This is a genomic window from Nocardiopsis sp. M1B1, from assembly GCF_052466615.1.
This window is the reverse complement of the sequence record NZ_CP196194.1, coordinates 4360628-4383334: the sequence shown is the minus strand read 5'-3', so window position 1 is coordinate 4383334 and position 22707 is coordinate 4360628. Positions and strand designations below refer to the sequence as shown.

At 73.0% G+C, this 22707-nt stretch carries 19 protein-coding genes; 12 read left to right on the top strand and 7 right to left on the bottom strand.

Translation table 11 applies throughout. The features are described 5' to 3' along the window. Positions 1-367 precede the first annotated feature (367 nt). The gene (locus ACSTA4_RS19030) at positions 368-1993 is read left to right on the top strand and encodes a DEAD/DEAH box helicase (RefSeq protein WP_444960453.1); all 1626 of its coding nucleotides are present in this window, start codon (positions 368-370) and stop codon (positions 1991-1993) included. Positions 1994-2181: 188 nt separating this feature from the next. Here ACSTA4_RS19030 and ACSTA4_RS19025 read toward each other — a convergent pair whose 3' ends face one another. Both ACSTA4_RS19025 and ACSTA4_RS19020 read right to left on the bottom strand, forming a co-directional pair. After that, complete coding sequence (locus tag ACSTA4_RS19025; RefSeq protein ID WP_444960452.1) at positions 2182-2940, bottom strand: hypothetical protein; 759 nt, start codon at positions 2938-2940, stop codon at positions 2182-2184. Then, the gene (locus ACSTA4_RS19020; protein ID WP_444960451.1) at positions 2937-4166 is read right to left on the bottom strand and encodes a 2-isopropylmalate synthase; all 1230 of its coding nucleotides are present in this window, start codon (positions 4164-4166) and stop codon (positions 2937-2939) included. The genes ACSTA4_RS19025 and ACSTA4_RS19020 overlap by 4 nt, the downstream gene beginning before the upstream one ends. 339 nt (positions 4167-4505) lie before the next feature. Here ACSTA4_RS19020 and ACSTA4_RS19015 point away from each other — a divergent pair, with 339 nt between their 5' ends. The 6 genes from ACSTA4_RS19015 to ACSTA4_RS18990 all read left to right on the top strand — a co-directional run bounded on the left by ACSTA4_RS19015 (position 4506) and on the right by ACSTA4_RS18990 (position 11114). Then, the gene (locus tag ACSTA4_RS19015; RefSeq protein ID WP_444960450.1) at positions 4506-6164 is read left to right on the top strand and encodes an amino acid carrier protein; all 1659 of its coding nucleotides are present in this window, start codon (positions 4506-4508) and stop codon (positions 6162-6164) included. Positions 6165-6171: 7 nt separating this feature from the next. Then, the gene (locus ACSTA4_RS19010) at positions 6172-6891 is read left to right on the top strand and encodes a DUF6518 family protein (RefSeq protein WP_444960449.1); all 720 of its coding nucleotides are present in this window, start codon (positions 6172-6174) and stop codon (positions 6889-6891) included. A 104-nt stretch (positions 6892-6995) separates the two neighbouring features. Beyond that, positions 6996-8102 (top strand): permease, encoded by a 1107-nt coding sequence (locus tag ACSTA4_RS19005; protein WP_416026559.1) that lies wholly within the window; start codon positions 6996-6998, stop codon positions 8100-8102. Next, positions 8099-8866, top strand: a complete 768-nt coding sequence (locus tag ACSTA4_RS19000) for a TIGR03943 family putative permease subunit (protein ID WP_444960448.1) — start codon at positions 8099-8101, stop codon at positions 8864-8866. The genes ACSTA4_RS19005 and ACSTA4_RS19000 overlap by 4 nt, the downstream gene beginning before the upstream one ends. Before the next feature lie 102 nt (positions 8867-8968). Beyond that, positions 8969-10378, top strand: coding sequence for a sensor histidine kinase (locus tag ACSTA4_RS18995; RefSeq protein WP_444964210.1), 1410 nt, complete (start codon positions 8969-8971; stop codon positions 10376-10378). A gap of 79 nt (positions 10379-10457) precedes the next feature. Beyond that, the gene (locus ACSTA4_RS18990) at positions 10458-11114 is read left to right on the top strand and encodes a TVP38/TMEM64 family protein (protein ID WP_444960447.1); all 657 of its coding nucleotides are present in this window, start codon (positions 10458-10460) and stop codon (positions 11112-11114) included. 121 nt (positions 11115-11235) lie between these two features. Here ACSTA4_RS18990 and ACSTA4_RS18985 read toward each other — a convergent pair whose 3' ends face one another. After that, positions 11236-12546 carry an ABC transporter substrate-binding protein gene (locus ACSTA4_RS18985; RefSeq protein ID WP_444960446.1) on the bottom strand — a complete coding sequence of 437 codons (1311 nt, stop codon included), beginning with the start codon at positions 12544-12546 and terminating at the stop codon, positions 11236-11238. A 211-nt stretch (positions 12547-12757) separates the two neighbouring features. Continuing rightward, on the bottom strand, positions 12758-13768 hold the full coding sequence (locus ACSTA4_RS18980; RefSeq protein WP_444960445.1) for a LysR family transcriptional regulator: 1011 nt from the start codon (positions 13766-13768) through the stop codon (positions 12758-12760). A 220-nt stretch (positions 13769-13988) separates the two neighbouring features. On the opposite strand from ACSTA4_RS18980, the gene ACSTA4_RS18975 reads away from it, so the two are divergent. After that, positions 13989-15146: an acyl-CoA dehydrogenase family protein gene (locus ACSTA4_RS18975; RefSeq protein WP_444960444.1), complete on the top strand. Its 1158-nt coding sequence runs from the start codon at positions 13989-13991 to the stop codon at positions 15144-15146. A gap of 47 nt (positions 15147-15193) precedes the next feature. On the opposite strand, the gene ACSTA4_RS18970 is transcribed toward ACSTA4_RS18975, so the two are convergent. Then, positions 15194-16015, bottom strand: a complete 822-nt coding sequence (locus ACSTA4_RS18970; RefSeq protein WP_444960443.1) for a 4'-phosphopantetheinyl transferase family protein — start codon at positions 16013-16015, stop codon at positions 15194-15196. Positions 16016-16109: 94 nt separating this feature from the next. Between ACSTA4_RS18970 and ACSTA4_RS18965 the strand changes: the two genes are divergently transcribed. The 4 genes from ACSTA4_RS18965 (at position 16110) to ACSTA4_RS18950 (ending at position 18709) form a co-directional block, all read left to right on the top strand. Further along, complete coding sequence (locus tag ACSTA4_RS18965; protein WP_444960442.1) at positions 16110-16337, top strand: hypothetical protein; 228 nt, start codon at positions 16110-16112, stop codon at positions 16335-16337. Between the two features lie 52 nt (positions 16338-16389). Further along, on the top strand, positions 16390-17196 hold the full coding sequence (locus ACSTA4_RS18960; RefSeq protein WP_444960441.1) for a DeoR/GlpR family DNA-binding transcription regulator: 807 nt from the start codon (positions 16390-16392) through the stop codon (positions 17194-17196). Between the two features lie 129 nt (positions 17197-17325). After that, positions 17326-18144, top strand: a complete 819-nt coding sequence (locus ACSTA4_RS18955) for a polyprenol monophosphomannose synthase (protein ID WP_444960440.1) — start codon at positions 17326-17328, stop codon at positions 18142-18144. A 112-nt stretch (positions 18145-18256) separates the two neighbouring features. Then, the gene (locus tag ACSTA4_RS18950) at positions 18257-18709 is read left to right on the top strand and encodes a hypothetical protein (RefSeq protein WP_444960439.1); all 453 of its coding nucleotides are present in this window, start codon (positions 18257-18259) and stop codon (positions 18707-18709) included. A gap of 210 nt (positions 18710-18919) precedes the next feature. Here ACSTA4_RS18950 and ACSTA4_RS18945 read toward each other — a convergent pair whose 3' ends face one another. Both ACSTA4_RS18945 and ACSTA4_RS18940 read right to left on the bottom strand, forming a co-directional pair. Next, a complete protein-coding gene (locus ACSTA4_RS18945; RefSeq protein WP_444960438.1) occupies positions 18920-21730 on the bottom strand; it encodes an ABC transporter permease in 2811 nt (936 codons plus the stop codon). Between the two features lie 5 nt (positions 21731-21735). Next, positions 21736-22503 (bottom strand): ABC transporter ATP-binding protein, encoded by a 768-nt coding sequence (locus tag ACSTA4_RS18940; protein WP_248771083.1) that lies wholly within the window; start codon positions 22501-22503, stop codon positions 21736-21738. Positions 22504-22707 lie beyond the last annotated feature (204 nt).

Below are 22707 nucleotides of genomic sequence, written 5' to 3'. Positions count from 1 at the left end.
GCGCGAAGATGTGGACAGGAGGGGGAGACCCTTGTCACCGGTCGAAAACCCCCACCCGGTCCCCGATGCGGGACGATCTCTAGTAGTCTTCTACGAGCGGTCGTGACATGCCGCGCGCATCCGAGCGCGCCGAGGCCGCGCAAGACGCGGAGAGCGTGCCGACCCGGTCGGCGCCACTCTTGACCCGAAGAGTCGCTCGTCCCCCCACGCCAGTGAGGATCTCACGAGCTCAGGAGCCCCACACACATGATGGGGCCCGCTTCCGCGTGTGATCAGGCGCGTTTGTGTGATTTCTTCGCTGGGTCGGTCATGGCCGTGTGAAGCCTTCCTCGAAACGCCGCCAAACGATGAGGAAGGTACACGTCACTTGACGACGGACACTGCCGTAACGCCTGCCTTCGACAGCCTGGGACTGCCCCAGGACATCGTCGAGGAACTGGCCAAGAACGGTGTGACCACCCCGTTCCCGATCCAGGCCGCCACCATTCCCGACGCCATCGAGGGCCGCGACGTCCTCGGCTGCGGCCGCACCGGATCGGGCAAGACCCTGGCCTTCGGCCTGCCGGTCCTGATGCGCGCCGCCGAGCGCCGCGCCGCCGCCAACCGGCCCCGGGCCCTGATCCTGGTGCCCACCCGCGAGCTGGCCCACCAGGTCCGCGACGCCCTGCGCACCTACGCCCGCGTCGTGGGCGTTCGCGTGGGCGACGTCGTCGGCGGCAGCTCCTACACCCGCCAGATCAACGAGCTGCGCCGCGGCGTCGAGGTCCTGGTCGCCACCCCGGGCCGTCTGTCCGACCTGATCGACCAGGGCGCCTGCGACCTGGGCGACGTGGAGATCTCGGTGCTGGACGAGGCCGACCAGATGTGCGACATGGGCTTCATGCCGCAGGTCAGCGAGCTCCTGGACCAGGTCCGCCCCGACGGCCAGACCCTGCTGTTCTCGGCCACGCTCGACGGCGACGTCGACAAGCTGGTCCGCAAGTACATGAACGAGCCGCGCACCCACTCCGTGGACCCGCCGGTCTCGCAGGTCACCAAGATGGAGCACCACCTGCTCAAGGTGCTGCCCCGCGACAAGAACACGATCGTCACCCAGATCGCCGCGCGCGAGGGCCGCACGATCCTGTTCGTGCGCAGCAAGTACCGCGCCGACACCATCAGCGAGCAGCTGGCCCAGGCCGGCGTCCCCTGCGCCTCCCTGCACGGCGGCAAGACCCAGAGCGTGCGCACCCGCACCCTGGCCAAGTTCCGTGAGGGCCGCATCCAGGCCCTGGTCGCCACCGACGTCGCCGCCCGCGGCATCCACGTCGACGGCATCGACATGGTCGTCAACGTCGACCTGCCCACCGGCCACAAGGACTACCTGCACCGCGGCGGCCGTACCGCCCGCGCGGGTGCCTCCGGCCTGGTGGTCTCCCTGGTGGCGCCCAACCAGCGCCGCATGGCCCGCCGCCTGCTCAGCGACGCCGGTGTCGAGGCCAAGCAGCACCTGGTCAACCCGGGTGACGAGCTGCTCAGCGAGGTGACCGGAGCCAAGGAGCCCTCCTGGGAGCCGTGGATCGAGCCGCCGGAGCCCGTGCGCGAGCGCCGCGGTCGCGGCGGCCCCCGTCGGGGCGGCCCCCGCGGTGGCGGTGGCGGCTACCGGGGTGGCGGCGGCTACCGCGGCGGTGACCGTCGCGGCGGCGGTGGCGGCTACCGGGGCGACCGTCCCGGCGGTGAGCGGCGCGACTTCTCCCCGCGCGGCGAGGGCGGTTACCGCGGCGGCGAGCGCCGCGGGGACGAGGGCCGCGGCGGCTACCGGGGCGACCGTCCCGGTGGCGACCGGCGCGACTTCTCCCCGCGCGGCGAGGGCGGCTACCGCGGCGGTGACCGCCGTGGCGGCGGTGGCGGCTACCGGGGCGACCGTCCCGGCGGCGACAACCGCGGCGGCTACCGCGGCGACCGTCGCGGACCGCGCCGCGAGGAGCGCTTCGACTCCGCTCCGCAGTACTGATCCCGTCGCCGCTCCCGTGCTCGGAGCGGCATCCGGTGCGATGACAGACCCGGGCCCGGCAGGTGGCACCTGCCGGGCCCGGGCCCTTTTACCGGGGTCACCCTCTTCTCTCGGACACTGCCGCCTCCCGCGGGTCGCGGCCCTGCTCTCGCGAGCGGCCGCGACGGCGACCTCCCAGGTCGGTACACCTAGGTCCGCGGCGTCCCCGTCTCCGCGTCGGCGTTCCCCGTGTCCGAACCGGCGGTCGCCCCGACCCCCGCGGCCGTGTACCGGGCACGCAGATGGCGCAGGTAGGCGTCGGCACAGGGGTGGCGCCGGTCCTGTGCGCCGTGCCGGTGCAGACGCAGCCGTCCTTCGCTGGTGATCCGGACCGTGGTGGTGGCCCGCCTGTCCGTCTCCTCTGCGGGGTCCGCCCACCCCGAACCCGGCCGCTCCAGGACGGGTACGGCGGCGGGGAACATGGCCAGGGCCTCACCGGTGGTGGCGACGGGCGGGCTACCGGTGCGGTTGGCGCTGCTGACGTAGAGCACCGGGTGGTCGTCCAGAAGCGGGCGGAGCGGTTGCCAGCGGGCGCCGAAGAGCAGGACCCACCCGTCCTTGGCGGCCGGTTCCAGCCAGGCCGGCCGCTCGGCCCGCGGGCGCAGCGGCAGCAGGACGGTGAGGTGCTCCTCGGCCAGCAGTCGCCGCGCCAGCACGCGGTCCTCGGAGGTGAGGTCCCAGACGCCGTCGAGGGCGCTCAGGGTGTCGGGGTGGTGAGCCCACAGGGCGACGGGCTGCTCGACGGCACGGCCCTTGGCGCGGTTGACGGCGGGCGCGGTGGCGGCGGTGACCACGTGGGTGAGGGGCGCGGGGTTCGGCAGCACGACCGCCGTTCCGCGGCCCAGAGCCCGCCCGGCCTCGGCCAGGGTCACCGGCGTACGGGGCCGGGTACCGTCGTCAGGGCTCACGAGGCGCTTCCGGCGGTGGTGTGGGCGAGGCCGTCGAGGTAGTCGGCGAACACACGGTCGTCGACCACGGCCCGCCCGGTGCGGAAGGCACGGGACTTCACCCATGCCATCGCCGCGGAGGTCTGTTCGCGGTCGAGGGTCCTGCCCAGGCGGGAGGCCACGGCGGTCACCACGCGCGCGCTGGCCAGGTGGGTGAGGACGACGGTCGGTTCGATACCGAGGAGCTGATGGGGGTCGTAGGGCTGGAAGAGCTGCGGATGGACGAAGGGGGTGCCGGTGGAGACCGTTCCCACGCCGGTACCGACGATGGGCGTGGTGACGCTCAGCGGTACCCCGGTCTCCTCGGCCACCAGCCCCGCGATCTCGGGCAGTCTGGTCAGGTCGGGTTCTCTCCACCACAGCTCCGTGTCCGAGCCGAGCAGCTCCCTGCCGTGGCGGGCGAGGAGGAACAGCAGCTGCTCGGTGGCGACCATGCCCGCCCGCTCGGCGATGCCCAGCCACGAACTCGACACCACCCGCACTCCGGCGGCCATCGCCTGCAGGGTGTTGGCCAGCCCGAGCCCGAGGTCGTTGTGCAGGTGCGAGGCGAGGACCACCTCGTCGCCGACGCCCGCCCGGACCCGGGAGAACATGTCCCCGCAGTCATGGGGCAGTTGCGCTCCCACCGTGTCGGCCAGGATGACCAGCCCCGCCCCGGCGCCCGTGAGCTCCTGCGCGGCACGCGCCATCAGGGCGTGGTCGGCGCGGGAGGCGTCCGCCAGGCACACGTCCACCGCGACCCCGTCGTCGATGCCGCGGGCGTGTTCGACCAGCTCCGTTCCGGACGCGAGTGCCTCCTCCGCGGTGCGGTGGACCATCACCTGGGCCATCGCCTCGGAGGCGGGCACCACCACCATCACCCGTGCGTGTCGGCTGCCCTTCACCGAGGCGACCGCCTGCTCCACGTCCTGGCGAGCCCCCCGGCACACCGCCGCCACGCTCACCGCGCCCTCGGCCTCCGCCGCGACCCGGCGCACGGCCTCGAACTCCTCGTCGCACACGGCCGGGAAGCCGGCCGCGAAGACGACCTGCCGCGGGCCGTCCGCGCCGAAGATCCGGCCGGTCTCCCTGGCCAACCGCACCCTGGCCGCGGGAGGGATCAAGGTCTTGGCCTGGGCCCCGTCCCGGGCCGACTCCTCCCACAGCACCACACGATTGGCCTGTGCAGATTCCCGCACTACGTCCACGGACGTCACTCCCCCTTGTTTCCAGCCCGGCCATGTTCACCGCGCTGCCAGCAGAAAAGATCACAAGGCTGCGTAAAGCTCGGATTTCGTAAATATGGCCATTAGCAATCAGTAACGGAACAACCTCACTCCGCCATGTCGTACGTGTCCGTGCAGCTCGTCCACCGGTCCGGAGGATGGGGGCCGCTTTTCCGCCGCCGGTCCGGCCCCCCGGTCATGTGCCCGTGGCGGGTTGTTGACCCGTTACGGTCCTTTACCGCCCCTTCGCGTGTCCGCACGGGCTCCCGCCTCCGGTGACGTGGACACTTGCCGAAGACCGGACCGCTTGAAGGGGAGCGCGTGAACAACGCAGTCGTCGCCGTCAACGACTTCTTCTGGAGCTACTTCCTCATCCCGCTCCTGATCGTCCTCGCCGTCTACTTCACGGTGCGCTCGGGGATCGTGCAGCTGCGCCTGCTGCCGGAGATGTTCCGCGTCCTGGGCAGCGCCCCGGGGGTGGCCCCCGACGGCCGACGGGAGATCTCCTCCTTCCAGGCCTTCTCCATCTCGGCCGCCTCGCGGGTGGGGACGGGCAACATCGTCGGCGTGTCCACGGCGATCATCCTGGGCGGCCCGGGCGCGGTGTTCTGGATGTGGGCGATGGCCGCGGTGCTGGGCGCCGCGGCGTTCGTGGAGTCCACCCTGGCCCAGCTGTACAAGGTGCGCACCAGCACCGGTTTCCGGGGCGGTCCGGCCTACTACATGGAGAGGGGGCTGGGCAGGCGGTGGATGGGCGTGCTGTTCGCGGTGATCATCACCGTGACCTTCAGCCTCGTGTTCAACACGGTGCAGGCCAACAGCATCGCCGCCGCCGTGTCCACCTCCGTGGGGACCCTCGGCGGGACGCCCGGCCTGCTGCTGTCGGCCGTGATCGGGCTGGTGCTCGTGGGCCTGACCGCGCTGGTGATCTTCGGCGGGGTCCGGCGCATCGCGCACGCAGCCCAGGCGCTGGTCCCGCTCATGGCCGTCCTGTACATCCTGATCGGCCTGTGGGTGGTCGCCCTCAACATAGGGGAGGTGCCCCGGGTCGTCGGCGACATCTTCGCGTCGGCGTTCGGCGCGCGCGAGTTCGTCGCCGGGGGTGTGGGCACGGCCATCGTCCAGGGCATGCGGCGCGGCATGTTCTCCAACGAGGCGGGCCTGGGATCGGCCCCCAACGCCGGCGCCACCGCCTCGGTCTCCCACCCGGTCAAGCAGGGGCTCGTGCAGACGCTGGGCGTGTACTTCGACACCTGGCTGGTGTGCTCGGTGACGGCCTTCATCGTGCTGGTCAGCGGCCCCGAGTACGGCGACGACCTGGGCATCCAGGTCACGCAGGGCGCGCTGGAGGCCAGCCTTGGCGAGTGGTCGGTCCACGCGCTCACGGTGATCCTCTTTCTGCTGGCCTTCACCTCCGTGCTGGGCAACTACTACTACGGGGAGACCAACCTCCAGTTCCTGGACAGCAGCCCCCAGCACATGACCTACTTCCGCTACGCGGTCCTGGCGGCGGTCTTCCTCGGCTCCGTGGCGCCCCTGACCCTGGTGTGGAGCCTGGCCGACATCTCCATGGGCGTCATGGCCACCGTGAACCTGCTGGCCCTGGCGCCGTTGTCGGGGGTCGCCTTCCGGCTGCTGGCCGACTACAGCCGCCAGCTGCGCAACGGCCTGGACCCCCAGTTCACGCTCGCCAAGATGCCCGGCCTGCGCAACGTGGAGTGCTGGGGCCCGGCCTCCGGGCCCCAGCCCGAGGACGTCCCCCGCGATGAGGGCGACGCGCCCCCGGACCCGGGCGCGGTCGCGGAGGAGCAGGGCCGCGACGGGGAGGAGCCCGGCCCGGCGGAGGCGGAGTCGCACGGCGCGACGGCCGTGGACGAGGCCGGTGGCGCCGACCGGTCCGACGGCGACGACCCGGGGACGACGCCCGAGGGCGACGAGGGACCCGAGGAGGGGAACCGGGGCTCCGGTACCGAGCGATAACCGGGGTGTGAAGACAGCCCCCTCCACCGGTTCCCCCTCCCCCCTGGTGTTCCTCCTGGCCGCCCTGGCCGGGCCCGCCCTGGGCGGCCTCTCCCTCCTCGTGACGGCCCTGCTGCCCTGGGGCTTCGGCGGCCTGTTCGTCGACGCGGCGGCGGGCTGGTGCGCCGTCGCGCTTCTGCTGGGCCTGTGGGCGAGCACGCGGCTGGCCCCGTGGCAGGTGCCGGTCAGCGGAGCGGTCGCCCTGCTCAGCGCCGTGGTGTGCTACTACGGTGTGGCCACAGCCCTCACCGAAGGACCGGGTGCCCTCCTCGACCCCGTTGCGTGGCTGCTCCCGGCGTGGCTGTGGCTGCTGGCCGCGTGCGCGGCCGGTCCGCTGCTCACCACCGCCGGGGCGTGGATCGGCCACGAGCGCCGACCGCGCCGCCTGGTGGGGCTGGGCCTGCTGGGCGGGGTCTTCCTCGCCGACGCGCTGCTCCCGGTGCTGGACTGGGCGCACTTTCGGATCACGTCACCGGAGCTGACCCTGCCGGGCTCACCGGTGCCCATGTTCGTCCAGTCCGCGTTCTACGTGCTGGTGGGCGTCGCGCTCGTCCTGGTGGTGGCCCGCAGGCCCGGGGACCGGCCACGGGCGCTCGTCGCGATGGTGCCCGCGGGACTGGTGTGGTACGTGGGTGTGTGGGGAGCACAGAAGACCATTTTCCTCGCCGGGATGGGCTACCTCGGCTGAACCCGGGGCCCGGTTGTCCACAGGCCGGAGTGGGACGCTGACGGGCGAAAACGATTTTCGGTACGATGCGTGGAGTTCCCACCCGACCACCGCGGAGTACCACCGTGTCCGACCGGACGACGCCCGCCGCCGCACCCGACCCCGCCGCGCCCGGCTCCGCCCCGCCCAATGCCTCCGCCTCGCTCGGCGACACCCTCGCCGGAGGGTGGAGCGACCGCGGCGACGAACTGCCCCCCGAGGACTGGGGGCGCAGGGGCGGCCAGCGCAGGACCGGGACGGTCTGGCTGTTCGCCCTGTTCATCACCGCCATGGCGATGGGGCACGCCTGGGTCACCGACCGGCTGACCAGCGACGCCTTCCTGGCCTGGGCCACCATCTTCACCGCGATCAGCTTCCAGGCGCTGCCCTTCCTGGTCTTCGGCGTCGCGCTGTCGGCGGCGCTCACCGCGTTCGTCCCGACCTCGGTCTACCAGCGCCTCATCCCCTCCAACCCCGCGCGGGCGGTGCCGGTGGCCGGGGCCTCCGGCGCCCTGCTGCCCGGGTGCGAGTGCGCCTCGGTCCCCATCGCCGGAAGCCTGATCAAGGGCGGGGTCGCGCCCGCCGCCGCGCTGACCTTCCTGCTGGCCGCGCCCGCCATCAACCCGATCGTCATGATCGCTACCGCGGTGGCCTTCGCCGGGCAGCCAGAGATGGTGCTGGCCCGCTTCGTCGCCTCGCTGCTGGCCGCCGTGGTCATCGGGTGGATCTGGGTGCGCTTCGGCCGCACCGACTGGCTGCGCCTGCCCTCGCGCACCCACGCCCCCGGCGAGTCCCGGTGGACCGTCTTCCGCGAGTCCATGCTGCACGACATGATGCACGCGGGCGGCTACCTCGTGGTCGGCGGCCTGGCCGCGGCCTCCCTCAACGTCCTGGTTCCGCGCGAGTGGCTGGTCACGGTGGCCGGACTCCCGGTCGTCTCGGTGCTCGTGCTCGCCCTGCTCGCCATCCTGCTGTCCATCTGCTCCGAGGCCGACGCGTTCGTCGCGGTCAGCCTCACCGAGTTCTCGCCCACCGCCAAGCTCGCGTTCATGGTGATCGGCCCGATGGTCGACCTCAAGCTCATCGCCATGCAGGCGGGCGTGTTCGGCTGGCGCTTCGTCGTGCGCTTCGCACCGATGTGCCTGCTGGTCGGGCTGCTCAGCACCTTCCTGATCGGAGGCCTCGTCCTGTGAACCGCATCGCCCAGGGGCTCACCCTCGTCCTGCTCGGCGCCGCCGCGCTGACCAGCACGGTGGCCACCGACCTCTACCTCAACTGGGTCAAGGCGGGCTTCGGCCCCTTCCTCATCGCCGCGGGCGTGGTCATGGCCGTGCTCGGCGTGCTCATCATCGTGGCCGAACTGCGCGGGGAGAGAGCCGCCGCGACCGCCCCCGAGGAGCACTCCGACCACTCCGCCGACGACCACGGCCACGACCACTCCCGCGCGCCCAGAGTGGCCTGGCTGCTCCTGCTGCCGGTGGTCGCGGTCTTCGTCGTCGCACCGCCCGCGCTGGGCGCCTACACCGTGGAATCCACCGCCGCCTCCTCCGCCCCGCCGCCCGAGCAGGCGCGCCCCGGCCGCTTCGACGACGGCCTGGCCGAGGCCGGGCCGGGCGAGGTCGTCGCGATGGACATCCGCCAGTTCGTGATGCGCGCCTGGGTGGACGAGGAGCGCCAGCTGGCGGGGCGCGAGGTCGAGCTGACCGGCTTCGCGGTGCCCGACCCCGAGGGGGAGGGCTGGTTCCTGGCCCGCCTCCAGATGTCCTGCTGCGCCGCCGACGCCATCGTCAACAAGGTGCACATCTCCAACGAGCCCGCGCCGGAGACCGACACCTGGTGGACGGTGCGCGGCACCTGGGTCGAACCCGAGGGCGACATCGCCGACGTCAGCCAGCACGAGTTCGAGGTCCTGGAGATGGAGGAGGTCAGCGACCCGCCCTCCCCCTACGAGCAGTAACCGCCGGTCCGTTCGCCGACCGCCGCCACACCGCCGTCGCTTCGACGGATGTCCGGCCCCCTGGGTGACAATGGGTCGGTGCCAGGTTGGGATGACGGGCCCATGAGGGTGTGGGAGCGGATACGTCCCCGGTCGATTCGGGCCCGGGTCACGTTCGGCGCGGTCGCGGCACTGGCCGTGGTCACCGGACTGGGCCTGGCCCTGACCATCTTCCTCGTCCGCGAGGCGATCGTCGAACAGGTCCGTGACCTGGCGGCGGAGGAGGCCCGCGACGTCGCGGACCACATCGCGGTCCAGCGCTACCCGGAGCTGATCCCCGACGGGGAGTCCGTCCTGCGCATCCAGGTCGTCGCGCGCGACTCCGGTGCGGTGCTCGCCTCCAGCGACGCCATGGAGGGCCAGCCGCAGCTGACCTCCGAGCGCCCCACCGCCTCCGACCCGCGGGTGGACACCACGGTCTGCGGGCCGGTCGCGGGCGTCGACCCCCGGACCTGCCTGCTGGTGTCGGGCTACGCCGTCGACGACACGGCCTACGGCGACGTCGTCGTCCTGGCGGCCGTGGGCACGCCCCAGATCGTGGCCACCCACGTGCTGGAGGACGCGCTGGTGGTGATGTCCTGCGTCCTGCTCGCCACCACCGGGTTCGTCATCTGGCACGGGGTCGGCCGGGCGCTGCGTCCGGTGGAGGAGATCAGGGCCCAGCTCGACACCCTCTCCGTCAGCGACCTACACCGCAGGCTCCCGGTGCCCGACAGCGACGACGAGATCGCCCTCCTGGCCCGCACCGCCAACCACAGCCTGGAACGGATGGAGGAGGGGATGGCCCGGCAGCGGCGGTTCGTCTCCGACGCCTCCCACGAGCTGCGCAACCCCATCGCCGGGATGCGGACCAAGCTGGAGGTGGAGCTCTCCGACCCCGAACCCGACACCCGCGCGCGCGAGCGGCTGCTCACCGGCCTGCTCTCGGACACCGAGCGGTTGGAGAACATCGTCGCCGACCTGCTCGAACTCGCCCGCCTGGACGCCGGTACCGCACCCGTCCGGGAGAGGTTGGACCTGTCCGCCCTGGTCGTGGAGGAGTTCGCTTCCGAACGCCGTATCCCCGAACTGCGGCTGCACTCCTCCGGTCCGGTCCACGTCGAGGCCAACCGCCTGCGCCTCGTGCGGGTCCTGACGAACCTGATCGCCAACGCCGACCGGCACGCGACGTCCCGCGTCGACGTCATCGTCCGGCGGGAGGGCGGCTTCGCCGTGGTGGAGGTGCACGACGACGGGTCGGGGATTCCGCCCGGGGAGCGGGAGCGGATCTTCGAGCGCTTCGCGCGGTTGAGCGAGTCGCGGGAGCGCGATCCCGGCGGCAGCGGTCTGGGGCTGGCCATCTCCCGCGAGATCGCGCGGGCCCACGGCGGCGGCCTGCTGGCCGCGCACAGCGAACTGCTCGGCGGGGCGGCGTTCGTCCTCCGCCTCCCCGAGGCTCCCGAGGAACCCGAACACCCCGACCGGCCGGAGTAGCGCGAACCGGCCCCGTTCGCAGCGGACGGCGCGTATGCGCGGTTCCGCGGGAGTCCGGCGCCGGGCGTACGCTGTGGCCATGGGTGAGGACACGCGCGGCCCGCGCGCCGCGGACGTGTCGCGGCTCGCCCTGCTGCTGCTCTGGGTGGCGCTGCTGGTGTCGGCGCTGCTGTGGGGCCCCGACCTGGACGCCCTCCAGACCTGGGTGGAGGAGGCCGGAGCGGCCGCTCCGCTGGCCTACCTGAGCGTGTACCTGCTGGGGGTGTTCGCCTTCCTGCCCCGGCCCGCCCTCAACGCCGCCGCCGGACTGCTCTTCGGAATGTACCTGGGCCTGGTCCTGGCCGTGGCGGGCGGGGTGTGCGCCGCCCTGGCCCAGTTCTGGGTCGCCCGCCACGTGGCGGGCGACGCGGTGGCCCGGCGGCTGCCCGAGGGGGCCCGCACCCGGCTGGAGACCCTGGCGGGCGGGCGCGCCCTCCTGGCGGTGCTCCAACTGCGCCTGATCCCGGTCATCCCCTACCAGGTGGTCAACTACGGCTTCGGGCTGACCCGGGTGCGGATGTGGCCCTTCGCGCTGGGCACGCTCCTGGGCGGGGTGCCGAGTACGGCGGCGCTGGTGCTGGTCGGCGTCGGCGGCACGGACCTGGGCCTGCCGGCGGCCGTGGGCGGGGTGGCGCTCGCGGCGGTGATCGGCGCGGTCTGGTGGGTGCGCTCGCGCCGCGGGCGGGCCCGGTCCTGAGGGCCGCGCCGCACACGCGCGTTCCCGAGGCGGTCGCGCGCCCGTGTGCCCCCGGGCAGGGCCGTCCGCCCTACCCGTACCTGCGGCGGCACCGCTCCGGCGCCGCCGCCGGTCCACCGGTCTAGCCGCCGGATCCACCGAAGAGGGCCACCTCGTTGGGCGCGGGCCGGTCCAGTTCGAAGGGCAGGACCTCCCCGCCGCCGCTGTCGGTGACCATGGGCTCCTGGAGGACCTCGGGCTCCTCACCGGAGTGGTGCTGCACCACCATCACCCCGGCGTAACCGCTGTGGTCGTTCTCGGTGGCGTTGAACGGCACCAGGCCGGGCCCCGTCCACTCGTGGGAGTTGAGGGTGGCGAGCAGGCTCTCCCGGGTCAGGTCGGGGCCGGTCTCCATCAGCACCTGGGCGAACAGGACCGCCTGCACCATGCCGTAGACGGTGGTGTCGGTGAAGGGCGTGCCCTCGTTGTACCTCTCGTGGATCTCCAGGAAGAACTCCGTCCACGGGTCCTCGCGCTGGGCGGCCATCGGCAGGAACGCGGTGATGATCAGGTCGTCCAGGAAGGCCTCGGGCGGCACGTTCTCGGCCGCCGTGCCCTGCGCGTACTCCTCGATCAGCCCGGTGGCCACCGCCACGTCGCCGCCGAAGCTGGGCGCCACCCACTGCGGGGTGTAGCCGATCGCGGTGGCCTCCAGGACGGCCAGGGCCAGGAAGGCGGGGATGCAGTGGCAGACGGCGATCTCGGCGCCGGACCGCTTGAGCTCCTGGACCTGTCCGGCGAGCTCGGGGACGCCGGGGTCGTAGGACTCCCAGGCCACGATCTCCTCGGTGAGGTACTGCTCGATCCCCGCGTGCGAGGAGGGGCCCACGTCGTCGTTCTGGTAGAGCAGGCCGACCCTGTCGCCGGGGAAGTTCTCGGCGATGTACTGGCCCTGGATCTTGGCCTCCCGGGTGTAGTCCACCTGGAAGCCGTAGCTGTAGGGGTAGACCTCGGGCTGGTCCCAGGCCAGGGCGCCGGAGGAGACGAACAGGTCGGGGACGCCCGCCTCGTTGAGCTCCTCGATCACGGCCTCGTGGGTGGGGGTGCCCAGGCCGCCGAGCATGGCGAAGATCTCCTGGTCGTCGATGAGGCTGCGGGTGGCCTCCAGCGTCTGCGCGGGGTCGAACGCGTCGTCCTGGACCTGGTACTCGATCCGGCGGCCGTGGATGCCGCCGTTGTCGTTGATGTAGTCGAACACGGCGCGGGCGCCGGTGGAGACGTGCCGGAAACCCGGGGAGGCCGCTCCGGTGAGCGGCTGGTGCGTGCCGATGACGACGGCGTCGTCCGTCACCCCGCGTGTGTCGGCCCGGTCGGAGCCGTCCGTGCCGCTGGAGCAGGAGGTGAGGAGAACCGTGACGGCCAGCGTCGAGGAGAGGATGCTCAGTGGTCGCATGATGGTGTCCTGGACTCGGTCGTGCCTTCGCGGAACGGGCGGGGCGGGGCCCGTTGGGGAGGTACGTGTCTGTGGAGCGGACGGCGGGGGTATGTCTACTCACGAGTACGTTACTTGCGAGTAAACACTCTACGCGTGTCGCTCCACCTCGCAAACCGACCGGTCGTCATGTGACGTGTGTCCAGGTGGGAGGGGGTGGTACGCGGTCGGCTCAGCCCTTGAGCGCCCCCGGCGCGCGCCCGTCGCACCGCTCGGCCGGAGCCCGGCCGAGAGCGGACGCGGCGCCGTCTGCGGACCCGGCGGCGCCCGGGGCCGAGGGGCCCGGCGTGCGGGACGGGCCGCCCAGGATCTCGCGGGCCAGCCGCGCGATCGTGTCGGAGGCCTGCTGGATCGGACTGTCGCGCCGCCAGACCAGCAGGTGCCGCAGCTGTATGGGCTCGCCCTCCAGGGGGCGCACCACCACGTCCGGTCCGGTGTCGAAGTCCGGCTGGCACGGCGCGACCGCCCGGCGGTCGGCGACGAGGTCGCGGATCTCGGAGCGGTCGTAGAGCCGGTAGGGGACCTCGGGCGTGAACCCGGCCCGCTGACAGGCCAGGTAGAAGCACTCGGGCCAGCCGGTGCCGTCCGGCGGGGTCAGCGCCCACGGAGACCCGGCGAGGTCGCCCAGCCTGACCAGCGACCGCTTCGCCTGGGGGTGGTCGGCCCACAGCGCCACGTGCAGCGGCTCCACCGAGAGCATCGCCCAGGACAGGGGGCCGTCGGTGGACAGGTCGCGGTCCACGTAGTCGATCGTGGTCCCCAGGTCCAGGCGGCCCGCGCGCACCAGGTCGGTGACCAGCTTGGGGGAGTACTCCGTGCGCACGTGGACGGGCACGTTCGGGAAGACCTCGGGTATGCGGGCCGACAGCTCCAGCGTCAGCGGCCCGACCCCGCCCACGCGCAGGGTGGTGGGGGAGGCCCCGCGCGCGGTGATGTCGTGCAGCAGGTCGTCCATGGACAGCAGGACCGAGCGGGCGCGCACCAGCACGAACTCGCCCAGCTCGGTGGGGCGGACCCCCGAACGCCCCCGGTGGAACAGCGGCCCGCCGACCTCGCGCTCGATCCGCTGGAGCTGGGTGGTCAGCGCGGGCTGGGAGGTGGAGAGCGCGGCGGCCGCCTTGGTCACGCTGCCGGTGTCGGCCAGGAGGCAGATGGTGCGCAGGTGGCGGAGTTCGAGGTCCATGCGTGGAATCTAGGACGAGGAGGGGGCTCGTGTACAGACGTGCTGTCGCCGCGGGCGCGGCGGGCCGCCCCGTCTAACGCGACGGCCGCCGGAGCGGTGCGCCGTCCAAGGGATCGCAGCGTCCGGCCCCGTCGGCTTGTGGAGCGGGGGTGCCGTGCGTCACCATATAGTTGGACGTCCTACTAGGTGTCCACATGTCGGACAGGCGCGGGAGAGGTTCATGACGGTCGCACGTACTCTGCACACCCCCGAGGCGGAGCAACTCCTGGAACTGACCCGGGAGATCGTGGACAAGGAGCTGACCCCGCGAGCCACCGGGGACGAGGAGGGCGGCCTGTTCCCGCGCGAGGTCTTCCGCGTGCTCGGCGGCGCCGGACTGCTCGGCCTGCCCTACCCCGGCCGCCACGGCGGCGGGGACCAGCCCTACGAGGTCTACCTCCAGGTGGTGGAGGAGCTGGCCCGGGGCTGGCTCGCGGTCGGCCTGGGCGTGAGCGTCCACACCCTGTCCTGCTACCCCCTGGCCGCCTTCGGCTCCGACGCGCAGAAGGACGCCCACCTGCCCGGCATGCTCGGCGGCGACCTCCTGGGCGCCTACTGCCTGTCCGAGGCCGCCTCGGGCTCGGACGCCTCCGCCCTGGCCACCCGGGCCGAGGCCGACGGGGAGGGCTACCGCGTCAACGGCGCCAAGGCCTGGATCACCCACGGCGGCCAGGCCGACTACTACACGCTCTTCGCCCGCACCGGGGCCCCCGACTCCGGAGCCCGCGGCATCAGCTGCTTCCACGTCCCCGCGGGCACCCCCGGCCTGGGAGCGGCGGCCCCCGAGCGCAAGATGGGCATGAACTCCTCGACCACCGCCGGGGTCCTGCTCGACGACGTCCGCCTCGGGGCCGACGCCCTGGTGGGCGAGCGGGACAAGGGCTTCGGCATCGCCCTGTCCGCCCTGGACTCCGGGCGCCTGGGCATCGCCGCCTGCGCGGTCGGACTCGCCCAGGCCGCCCTCGACGCCGCCGTGGACTACTCCCGCGAACGCCGCCAGTTCGGCACCGCCATCGGCGACTTCCAGGGCGTGGGCTTCATGCTCGCCGACATGGCCACCCAGGTCGCCGCCTCCCGCGAGCTCTACCTGTCGGCCGCCCGCCTGCGCGACGCCGGGCTCCCCTTCGGCAAGCAGGCCGCGATGGCCAAGCTCCTGGCCACCGACACCGCCATGAGGGTCACCACCGACGCCGTGCAGGTCTTCGGCGGCTACGGCTACACCCGCGACTTCCCCGTCGAGCGCTACATGCGCGAGGCCAAGGTGCTCCAGATCGTGGAGGGCACCAACCAGGTGCAGCGCATGGTCATCAGCCGCCACCTGGCCCGCGAGGGCGCCTGAGGGGTCCGGGGGCGGCGCGCTCGCGGGGAGCCCCGCCGCCCCCGGGCTCAGCCGCCCGGCCGGGAGCGCAGCAGCCGGACGGTCTCCTCGTGGGTGCGCGGCTCCAGCTCCAGCGGCCGGTCGGTCAGCGCCGCCAGCGCGGAGCGGTACTCCTCCCCGTCCCGGTCCGGGGCCGCACCGACCTCCAGGTCCGCCAGCGCGACCGCCTCCGGCGCCCCGCCGCCCTCCCAGGACAGCAGTTCCGGGGCGGCGTCCACCGGGCTCACCAGCACTCGCCGCATCCCGCCGGACAGGCCCAGGCCGGTCGCCTTCAGCAGCGCCTCCTTGCGGGCCCAGTAGCGGAAGAAGGCGCCGACCCGGTCGGCGGGGGAGAGGCGCTCCCAGGCCCGCTGCTCGGGCCCGCCCAGCGTGTAGCCCGCCAGCCCCTCCAGGTCGCGGGCCTGGGACACGCGTTCCACGTCCACGCCCACGGGCACCTCGCGGGCCAGGGCCAGCACCACCCACTCGCCCGAGTGGCTGACGGAGACCTCCCACCCCTCGGCGAGGCCGGAGGGGTGGGGCTTGCCGTGCGGGCCCTGCCCGGAGTCCCCGCCCCGGCTGGCGCCCGTGCGCTCCTTCTCCTCACAGGAACGGCAGCGCAAAGCGAAGGTCACCTTCTCGGGCGGGCAGTCGGCCCGCTCGGCCAGCAGCAGTCGGGACACCGCCCGGCCCAGCAGGTGCCGGTCGCGGTCGGCCTGGAGCCGGAAGCGGGCGTTGCGTGACCGTTCCTCCTCGTCCAACAGGCGCAGCAGGCGGTCGTCGGCGGCTGAGGTGCGTACCCACCACACCTCGGTGGACAGGGGTGCCGGATCGAGCTTCATGCCCCCCATTGTGTCCCGATCTCCACCTCGTTCGGTGGTGTGAGGTCAACCCAAACCGGGAATTCGGTTATTGGCAGGTCAGCCCGTCCCCTGGGAGGCCCAGATGTCTGTCGTGGTACTGCTCGGCGCGGGAGCGCTCGTCGGTCTGGTGGCGCTCACGGCGATCGTCGTGGTCACCCTCCTGAGAGAGGGGAGCCAGGCCACCGGGGAGGAGGCCGCCGCGGAGGCCGGGGAGCCCGAGACCGCCGCCGGGAGGATCCCGCAGCAGGCGGCCCCCGAGGACGCCGCCCGGAGCGGGCGCGTCCCCACCGCCGACGGGTCCGTAGTCTAGGGAGTCGCGCGGGACCGTGGCCCGTGCCCGAGCAGAGCACGGAAGTGGGTCCATGGCCGAGGAGAACCGTCCGGCGTTCGCCGCCGAGCGCCGCGAGCGCATTCTCGAACTCGTGCGCGCCAACGGCACCATGTCCCTGCGCGACATCGCCGTCAGGGTCCGCGCCTCGGAAGTCACCATCCGCCGCGACGTGCGCGCGCTGGAGACCGAGGGGCTGGTCGACCGCCGCCGGGGCGGGGTCGCCCTGCCCGGCAGGATCGGCCACGAGCAGAGCTACTCCGGCAAGAGCGGCCAGTGCGCCGCCGAGAAGGCCGCCATCGCCACCGCGGCCGCCCGCCTGGTGCGCCCCGGCGACGCCGTCACCATCGGCCCCGGCAGCACCGCCGAGGCCTTCGCCCGCGCGCTCCTGACCCGCACCGACCTGACCGTGGTCACCAACTCCCTGCGCGTCGCCGACGTCCTGGCCGGGGCCGCCGCGGTGGAGGTGGTCGTGACCGGGGGCACCCTGCACGGCCCCATCCGGGCCCTGGTCGGGGCCGCTGCGGAGGAGAGCCTGGCCGGGCTGCGGGTCAACCGCGCCTTCCTCTCCGGCAACGGGGTCAGCGCCGACCGCGGCCTGAGCACCCCCAACCCAGCCGTGGCCAGCGTGGACCGCGCCCTGGCCGCCTGCGCCGAGGAGACCATCGTCCTGGCCGACCACACCAAGATCGGCGCCGACACCATGGTGCCCACCGTCGCCCCCGAGGAGATCGCCCACCTGGTCACCGACAGCAGCGCCGACCCCGAGGTGCTGATGACCCTGGAGGAGACGGGCGCCCTCGTCCACGTCGCGGTGGTCGCCCAGGAGCGGGGGCAGTAAGGGGGAGGAAAAGCGGACTTCTCCTCTGCGAACGGAGGAAAGGACCGCGTACCCTACCGTTCACACGCGTATCCCGCGTACGCTCCGCCCGTCCCGCACCGCCCGTCCGATCCGCAGGAGCCGCCGCGCATGTCCTCCCAGCCGCCTCCCCCGCAGCCGTCCTCCCCGCCCGTGCGCGTCACCCCCGAACCCGTGGCGCTCCCGGCGCCGTGGGCCGACTCCCGGGTGACGGTGGTCGTGCCCACCTACAACGAGGCCGACAACCTCCCCGTGCTGGTGGGCCAGCTCATGGCCCTGGACCTGCCGCGGCTGCGGGTGGTGGTCGTGGACGACGGCTCCCCCGACGGCACCGGTGAGATCGCCGACAAGCTCGCGGTCGAGTTCGCCGGACGCGTCGGCGTCGTCCACCGCACCGCCAAGGACGGCCTGGGCCGCGCCTACGTCGCGGGCATGACCCGAGCCCTGGAGGAGGGCGCCGACCACGTCGTGCAGATGGACGCCGACCTCAGCCACCCCGTGGGCTACGTGCCCCAGCTCCTCGGCACCCTGCACGCCACCAACGCTGGCGTGGTGATCGGCAGCCGCTACGTCCCCGGCGGCAGCCTGTCCGAGCGGTGGAACCTCAGCCGCCGCCTGCTGAGCGGCTGGGCCAACGCCTACGTCAAGACCGTGCTGTCCATCCCCATCCGCGACGTCACCGCGGGCTTCAAGATCTGGCGGGCCTCGGCCCTGCGCGTCCTGGACCTGCCCGGCATCGAGAGCACCGGCTACGCCTTCCAGGTGGAGATGCACTACCGGGCCTACCGGCGCGGACAGAAGATGGTGGAGATCCCCATCCACTTCGAGGACCGCGTCGTGGGCCAGAGCAAGCTCGACGGCTCCGTCGCGCTGGAGGCCGCCCTGCGCCCGCTGCTGCTGCGCCGCGCCGAGCGCGCCCGCCGCCGGTAGCGGGGCGTTCGGCGGGGCCGCCCCGGTCCGCCCTCCCACCCTCCCGTGCTCCGGCCGGTGACATAGGTGCGCCGGTTTGGGGCACGGGACTAACGAGGGAAAGGGGGCGAAGATGACTGAAGAGCCCTATGACGTGGACACCGACATGGGGGACGACCCCGAGCTGAGCAAGGCCGTCGCCCGGGAGCGTCGGATCGAGGCCGACTACGACATCCAGGAGTACGACTTCGAGGACCCCGACATGCCGGGGACCGACAGTTCGGCCGAGCCGCGGGGGATCGACGAGGCGGTGCGCTCCGAGCGCAGCGACCTCTACCCGCGCGAGAGCTGGGGAGGGGAGACCCGCAGCGCCGAGCAGGAGGCCATGCACGAGGAGTCCGACGACGTCACGCCCGACGTCGACGAGGGCGCGGCCGTGCGCAGTGAGCACCCCGACAGGCCCTACGAGCATCCGGCGGACACGCCCCACGGCGACCGGGACGACGAGCGCGACCGGAGCACCGACACGGCGGGCTACGTTCCGGACGCCGAGGACCCCAGGGACACCGGCGCACCGGACACCTGAGGCCCGCGCCGTCTGAGGCGTACCGTCTGGGGCGCGGTGCCCGGGACACAGCGTCCACGGTCGTTCCGTGGGGTGCGGCCTCCGGCGGAGTAACCCCTGCTCGGCGAGGGTGAGAACGCCGAGAGCGCGGGCCCCCTTCCGCCCGGAGACGGAAGGGGGCCCGCGCGTTTCCCGCTGCGGCCGCGCGTGCGCCCGCGGGGCCGCGGCGGCCTACTCGCTGGCCAGCGCCCCCGTGATGGAGGTGGCCGCCGCCCGGCGGGCGGGCAGCACCGAGGCCAGCAGTCCCGCCAGGACCGCCACCGCGATGAACACCCCGATCTGGCCGAAGGGCACGGTGAAGACCATGTCCGGCATGACCGAGGCCCCGGCCGCCCAGCCGAACACCACGCCCAGCACGATGCCGATACCGGCGCCGATCAGGCACAGCAGCACGGCCTCCACGCTCAGCATCCGGCGCAGCTGGCCCCGGGCCAGCCCCAGCGCCCGCAGCAGCGCGGACTCGCGGGTGCGCTCCAGCACCGACAGCGCCATGGTGTTGGAGATGCCGAACACCGCGATGATGATCGCCAGGCCCAGCATCGCCGCGATGGTGTAGAAGGCGATGTCCAAAACCTCGGAGAACTGGTTCTTCATCTCGGCGGCCGACGCGACCTGCATGGTCGGGTGGTCCTCCACCGCGGTGTAGACCGCGTCGCGCACCTCGGCGGCGTCGGCTCCCTCGGCGGCGCGGATGAGCAGCATCTCGTCCTCGTCCACCGACGGGAAGGCCGCGGCGAAGTCCTCCGGGTGCAGGGTCACGCCCGTCAGGGACTGCATGTCCTCCACGACCGCGACGATCTCCACGGACAGCTCCTGGCCGTCCTCGGCAGGGAGGGTGAAGGTGTCGCCCACCCCGGCGCCCTCGGCGTAACCCTCCGTCACCGCGGCCCGGCCCGGACCGATGTCGGTCACGTCGCCCTCGACGGTGTCGCTGGTGAGGTCGACGCCGACCTCGGCGCCCGGGTAGGTGTAGACGGGGACCGACTGGCCGCCGTCCGTGTCGACGTAGACGCTGCGCTGGCCGATGACCTTGCCCAGGGCGGACTGGCCCTCCAGCGCCACCCGGACCTCGTTCGGGATGGTGGGGAACCGCGGCTCCTGGGCCGCCCCGGCCTCGGTGGCGGCCTGCGCGCCGGAGTCCTCACCGGCGCCCGCGCCCTCGCTCGGCTCCGCGGGTTCGGCGGGGCCCTCGGCGCCGTCGGCGGGGCCCTCAGCGGCCGTGCCCTCGGCGGGCGCGTCCTGGGCCGCGGCCTCCTCGCCGCCGGCGGGGGCCTGCTCGGCGTCCCCGGTCTGCTCCGAGCCCTCCGGGTTCTCGGTTCCCTCCGAGTCCTCGGTCGTCTCGGCGGCGGTCCCCGTCCCCTCCATGGAGAACTGCGGGGAGACCTGGTAGTCCACCGGGAACTGCTCCTCCAGCATCCGGGTCATGGTCGTCTCGACGGAGGCGCTGATCACCGAGTACCCGGTGATCAGGGTCGCGCCCACGGTCAGGGCGATCATCGCGGTGGCCGCGCGGCGCGGGCTGCGGGTGGAGTTGTCCACCGCCAGCATGCTCGGCACGCCCACCTTCCGCAGGGGCACGCCGACCACGCGCACGATGCCGCGCACCAGCAGCGGCCCGAGCACGACCACGCCCACGAACGCGATGAGGGCGGCGGCGGTGACGATGACCGGGCCCATCGTGCCCGGTCCCGTCATCTGGGTCAGGCCCACCAGGGCGGCCGCGATCGCGAAGGTCACCAGGCCGAAGACGACGCGGATCCAGCCGGTGCCCTTCTCCAGCCCGGCGGCGGTGGCGCTGGTGCGCAGGGCCGCCAGCGGCGCCACCCGGGTGGCGCGCGTGGCCGGGACCAGTGCGGAGAACACGGTCACCACGGTTCCCACGGCCAGTCCGACCAGGACCGCCGCCGGAGTGATCACCACGGGCACCGCCTCCCCGGAGCCCAGCAGCGGGCCGCCGTAGGTCGCACCGGCCATGCCGATGCCCACACCGGCCAGCACGCCCAGGGCGGAGGAGACCAGGCCCACGACCACCGACTCGATCAGCACCGACCGGAAGACCTGGCCGCGCTTGGCGCCCACGCACCGCAGCAGGGCCAGTTCGCGCTGGCGCTGGGCGATGAGGATGGCGAAGGTGTTGTAGATGACGATCCCGGCGACGAACATCGCGATGAAGGCGAACAGCAGCAGCGCGATGCGCAACATCTCCGCCTGGCCGCCCACGCTCTCGGCCATCTCCAGACCGAACTGCTCACCGGTCCACACATCGGCCGCCGCGCCCAGTTCGGCGGTGACGGCGTCGGCCGCCTCCTGCGGGGTGTAACCCTCGGCGGCGAGCACGTCGATCTCGGAGTAGCCCGTCACCCCGGTCATCTCCCGGGTCGTGTCCGGGTCGAAGACGACGGCGCCCCCCATGCTGTAGGCCGGGTCCACGCCGAACTCGACCAGCCCGGTGAGGGTGAAGTCGCGCTTGTCCCCCTCGGCGTCGAGCACGGTCACCGTGTCGCCGACCCCGAATCCGGTCTGCTCGGCGGTGGAGGTGGCCAGGGCGATCTCGTCCCCGTTCGCGGGAAGCGAGCCCTCGTCGGCGGAGAACCGGCTGACCTCGCCCAACCCGACCGCGGCGGGAGGCACGAAGCCGACCGCGCGGCCCTCGTCGTCCAGGAGCACGGCCTCGCCCCGCAGGGTTCCGCCCGCCTCGGCGACCTCGGGCAGCGCCCGCACCGCGTCCAGTTGCTCGTCGGTGAACGGAACCGGCTCCTCGGGCGGTTCGGTGCTCTCGGGGTCGAACTCGGGCTCGGTGGGCACAGCGATGGTGTCCACGCTGGTGGCCGAGCCCATGACGGACTTCTCGTAGCTGGCGTTGAGGGTGTCGGCGAAGACCATGGTCCCCGACACGAACATGACCCCCAGCAGGATCGCCAGCACGGTGGTGACGTACCGGGACTTGTGCAGCCGCAGCCCGGCGAGTGTGGTGCGCAGCATGTCCCTCAGGCCTCTTCCAGCTTCAGCAGCCGCGCGGAGACCAGCTCGGCGGTGGGCTCGACGACCTCGTCCACCAGGCGGCCGTCGCGCAGGAAGACCACGCGGTCGGCGTAGGAGGCGGCCACGGGGTCGTGGGTGACCATGACGATGGTCTGGTTCAGGTCGCGGGCGGAGTTGCGCAGGAACTCCAGCACCTCGGTGCCCGAGCGCGAGTCCAGGTTGCCGGTGGGCTCGTCGGCGTAGACGACCTCGGGCGCGTTGAGCAGGGCGCGGGCCACGGCCACGCGCTGCTGCTGGCCGCCGGAGAGCTTGGCGGGCAGGTGGTTGAGCCGGTCGCGCAGGCCCACCACGTCGATGATGTGGTCGAAGCGCTGCTTGTCGACCCCGCGCTTGGCGATCTGCGACGGCAGCAGGATGTTCTGCTCGGCGGTCAGCATCGGCAGCAGGTTGAACGACTGGAAGATGAACCCGATCCGGTCGCGGCGCAGCAGGGTCAGCTCGGCGTCGCGCAGGCCGGTGATCTGGGTGCGGCCCAGGTGCACGGTGCCCGAGGTGGGCACGTCCAGCCCGGCCAGGCAGTGCATCAGGGTGGACTTGCCCGAACCCGAGGGGCCCATGATCGCGGTGAACGCGCCCCGGTGGAACTCCACGTCCACCCCGGCCAGGGCGTGGACCTGGCTGTCGCCGGTGTCGTAGGTCTTGGTGAGGCCCCGGGCGACCACCACCGGCGGTGAGGTGACCGTCGGGTCGGGCTTCACAGTGGACTCGGTCACGGCAGACAGCTCCAGGAATCGGGGATGGTGTGCGGGCCGGACGGACTCTCCGTCGCGGCTTCCACCACGCTAGGTCCGCGCGACCGGCCGGGGCGTCCCCCGCTGGGCCGATTCGCGACTCGGCCAAAGGAACGGTCGCGGGCGGGTTCGCGACTCCTTCGTCTGGCCGAGGCACCGACTTTCGTCGGGGTCCGGCGGGTCACC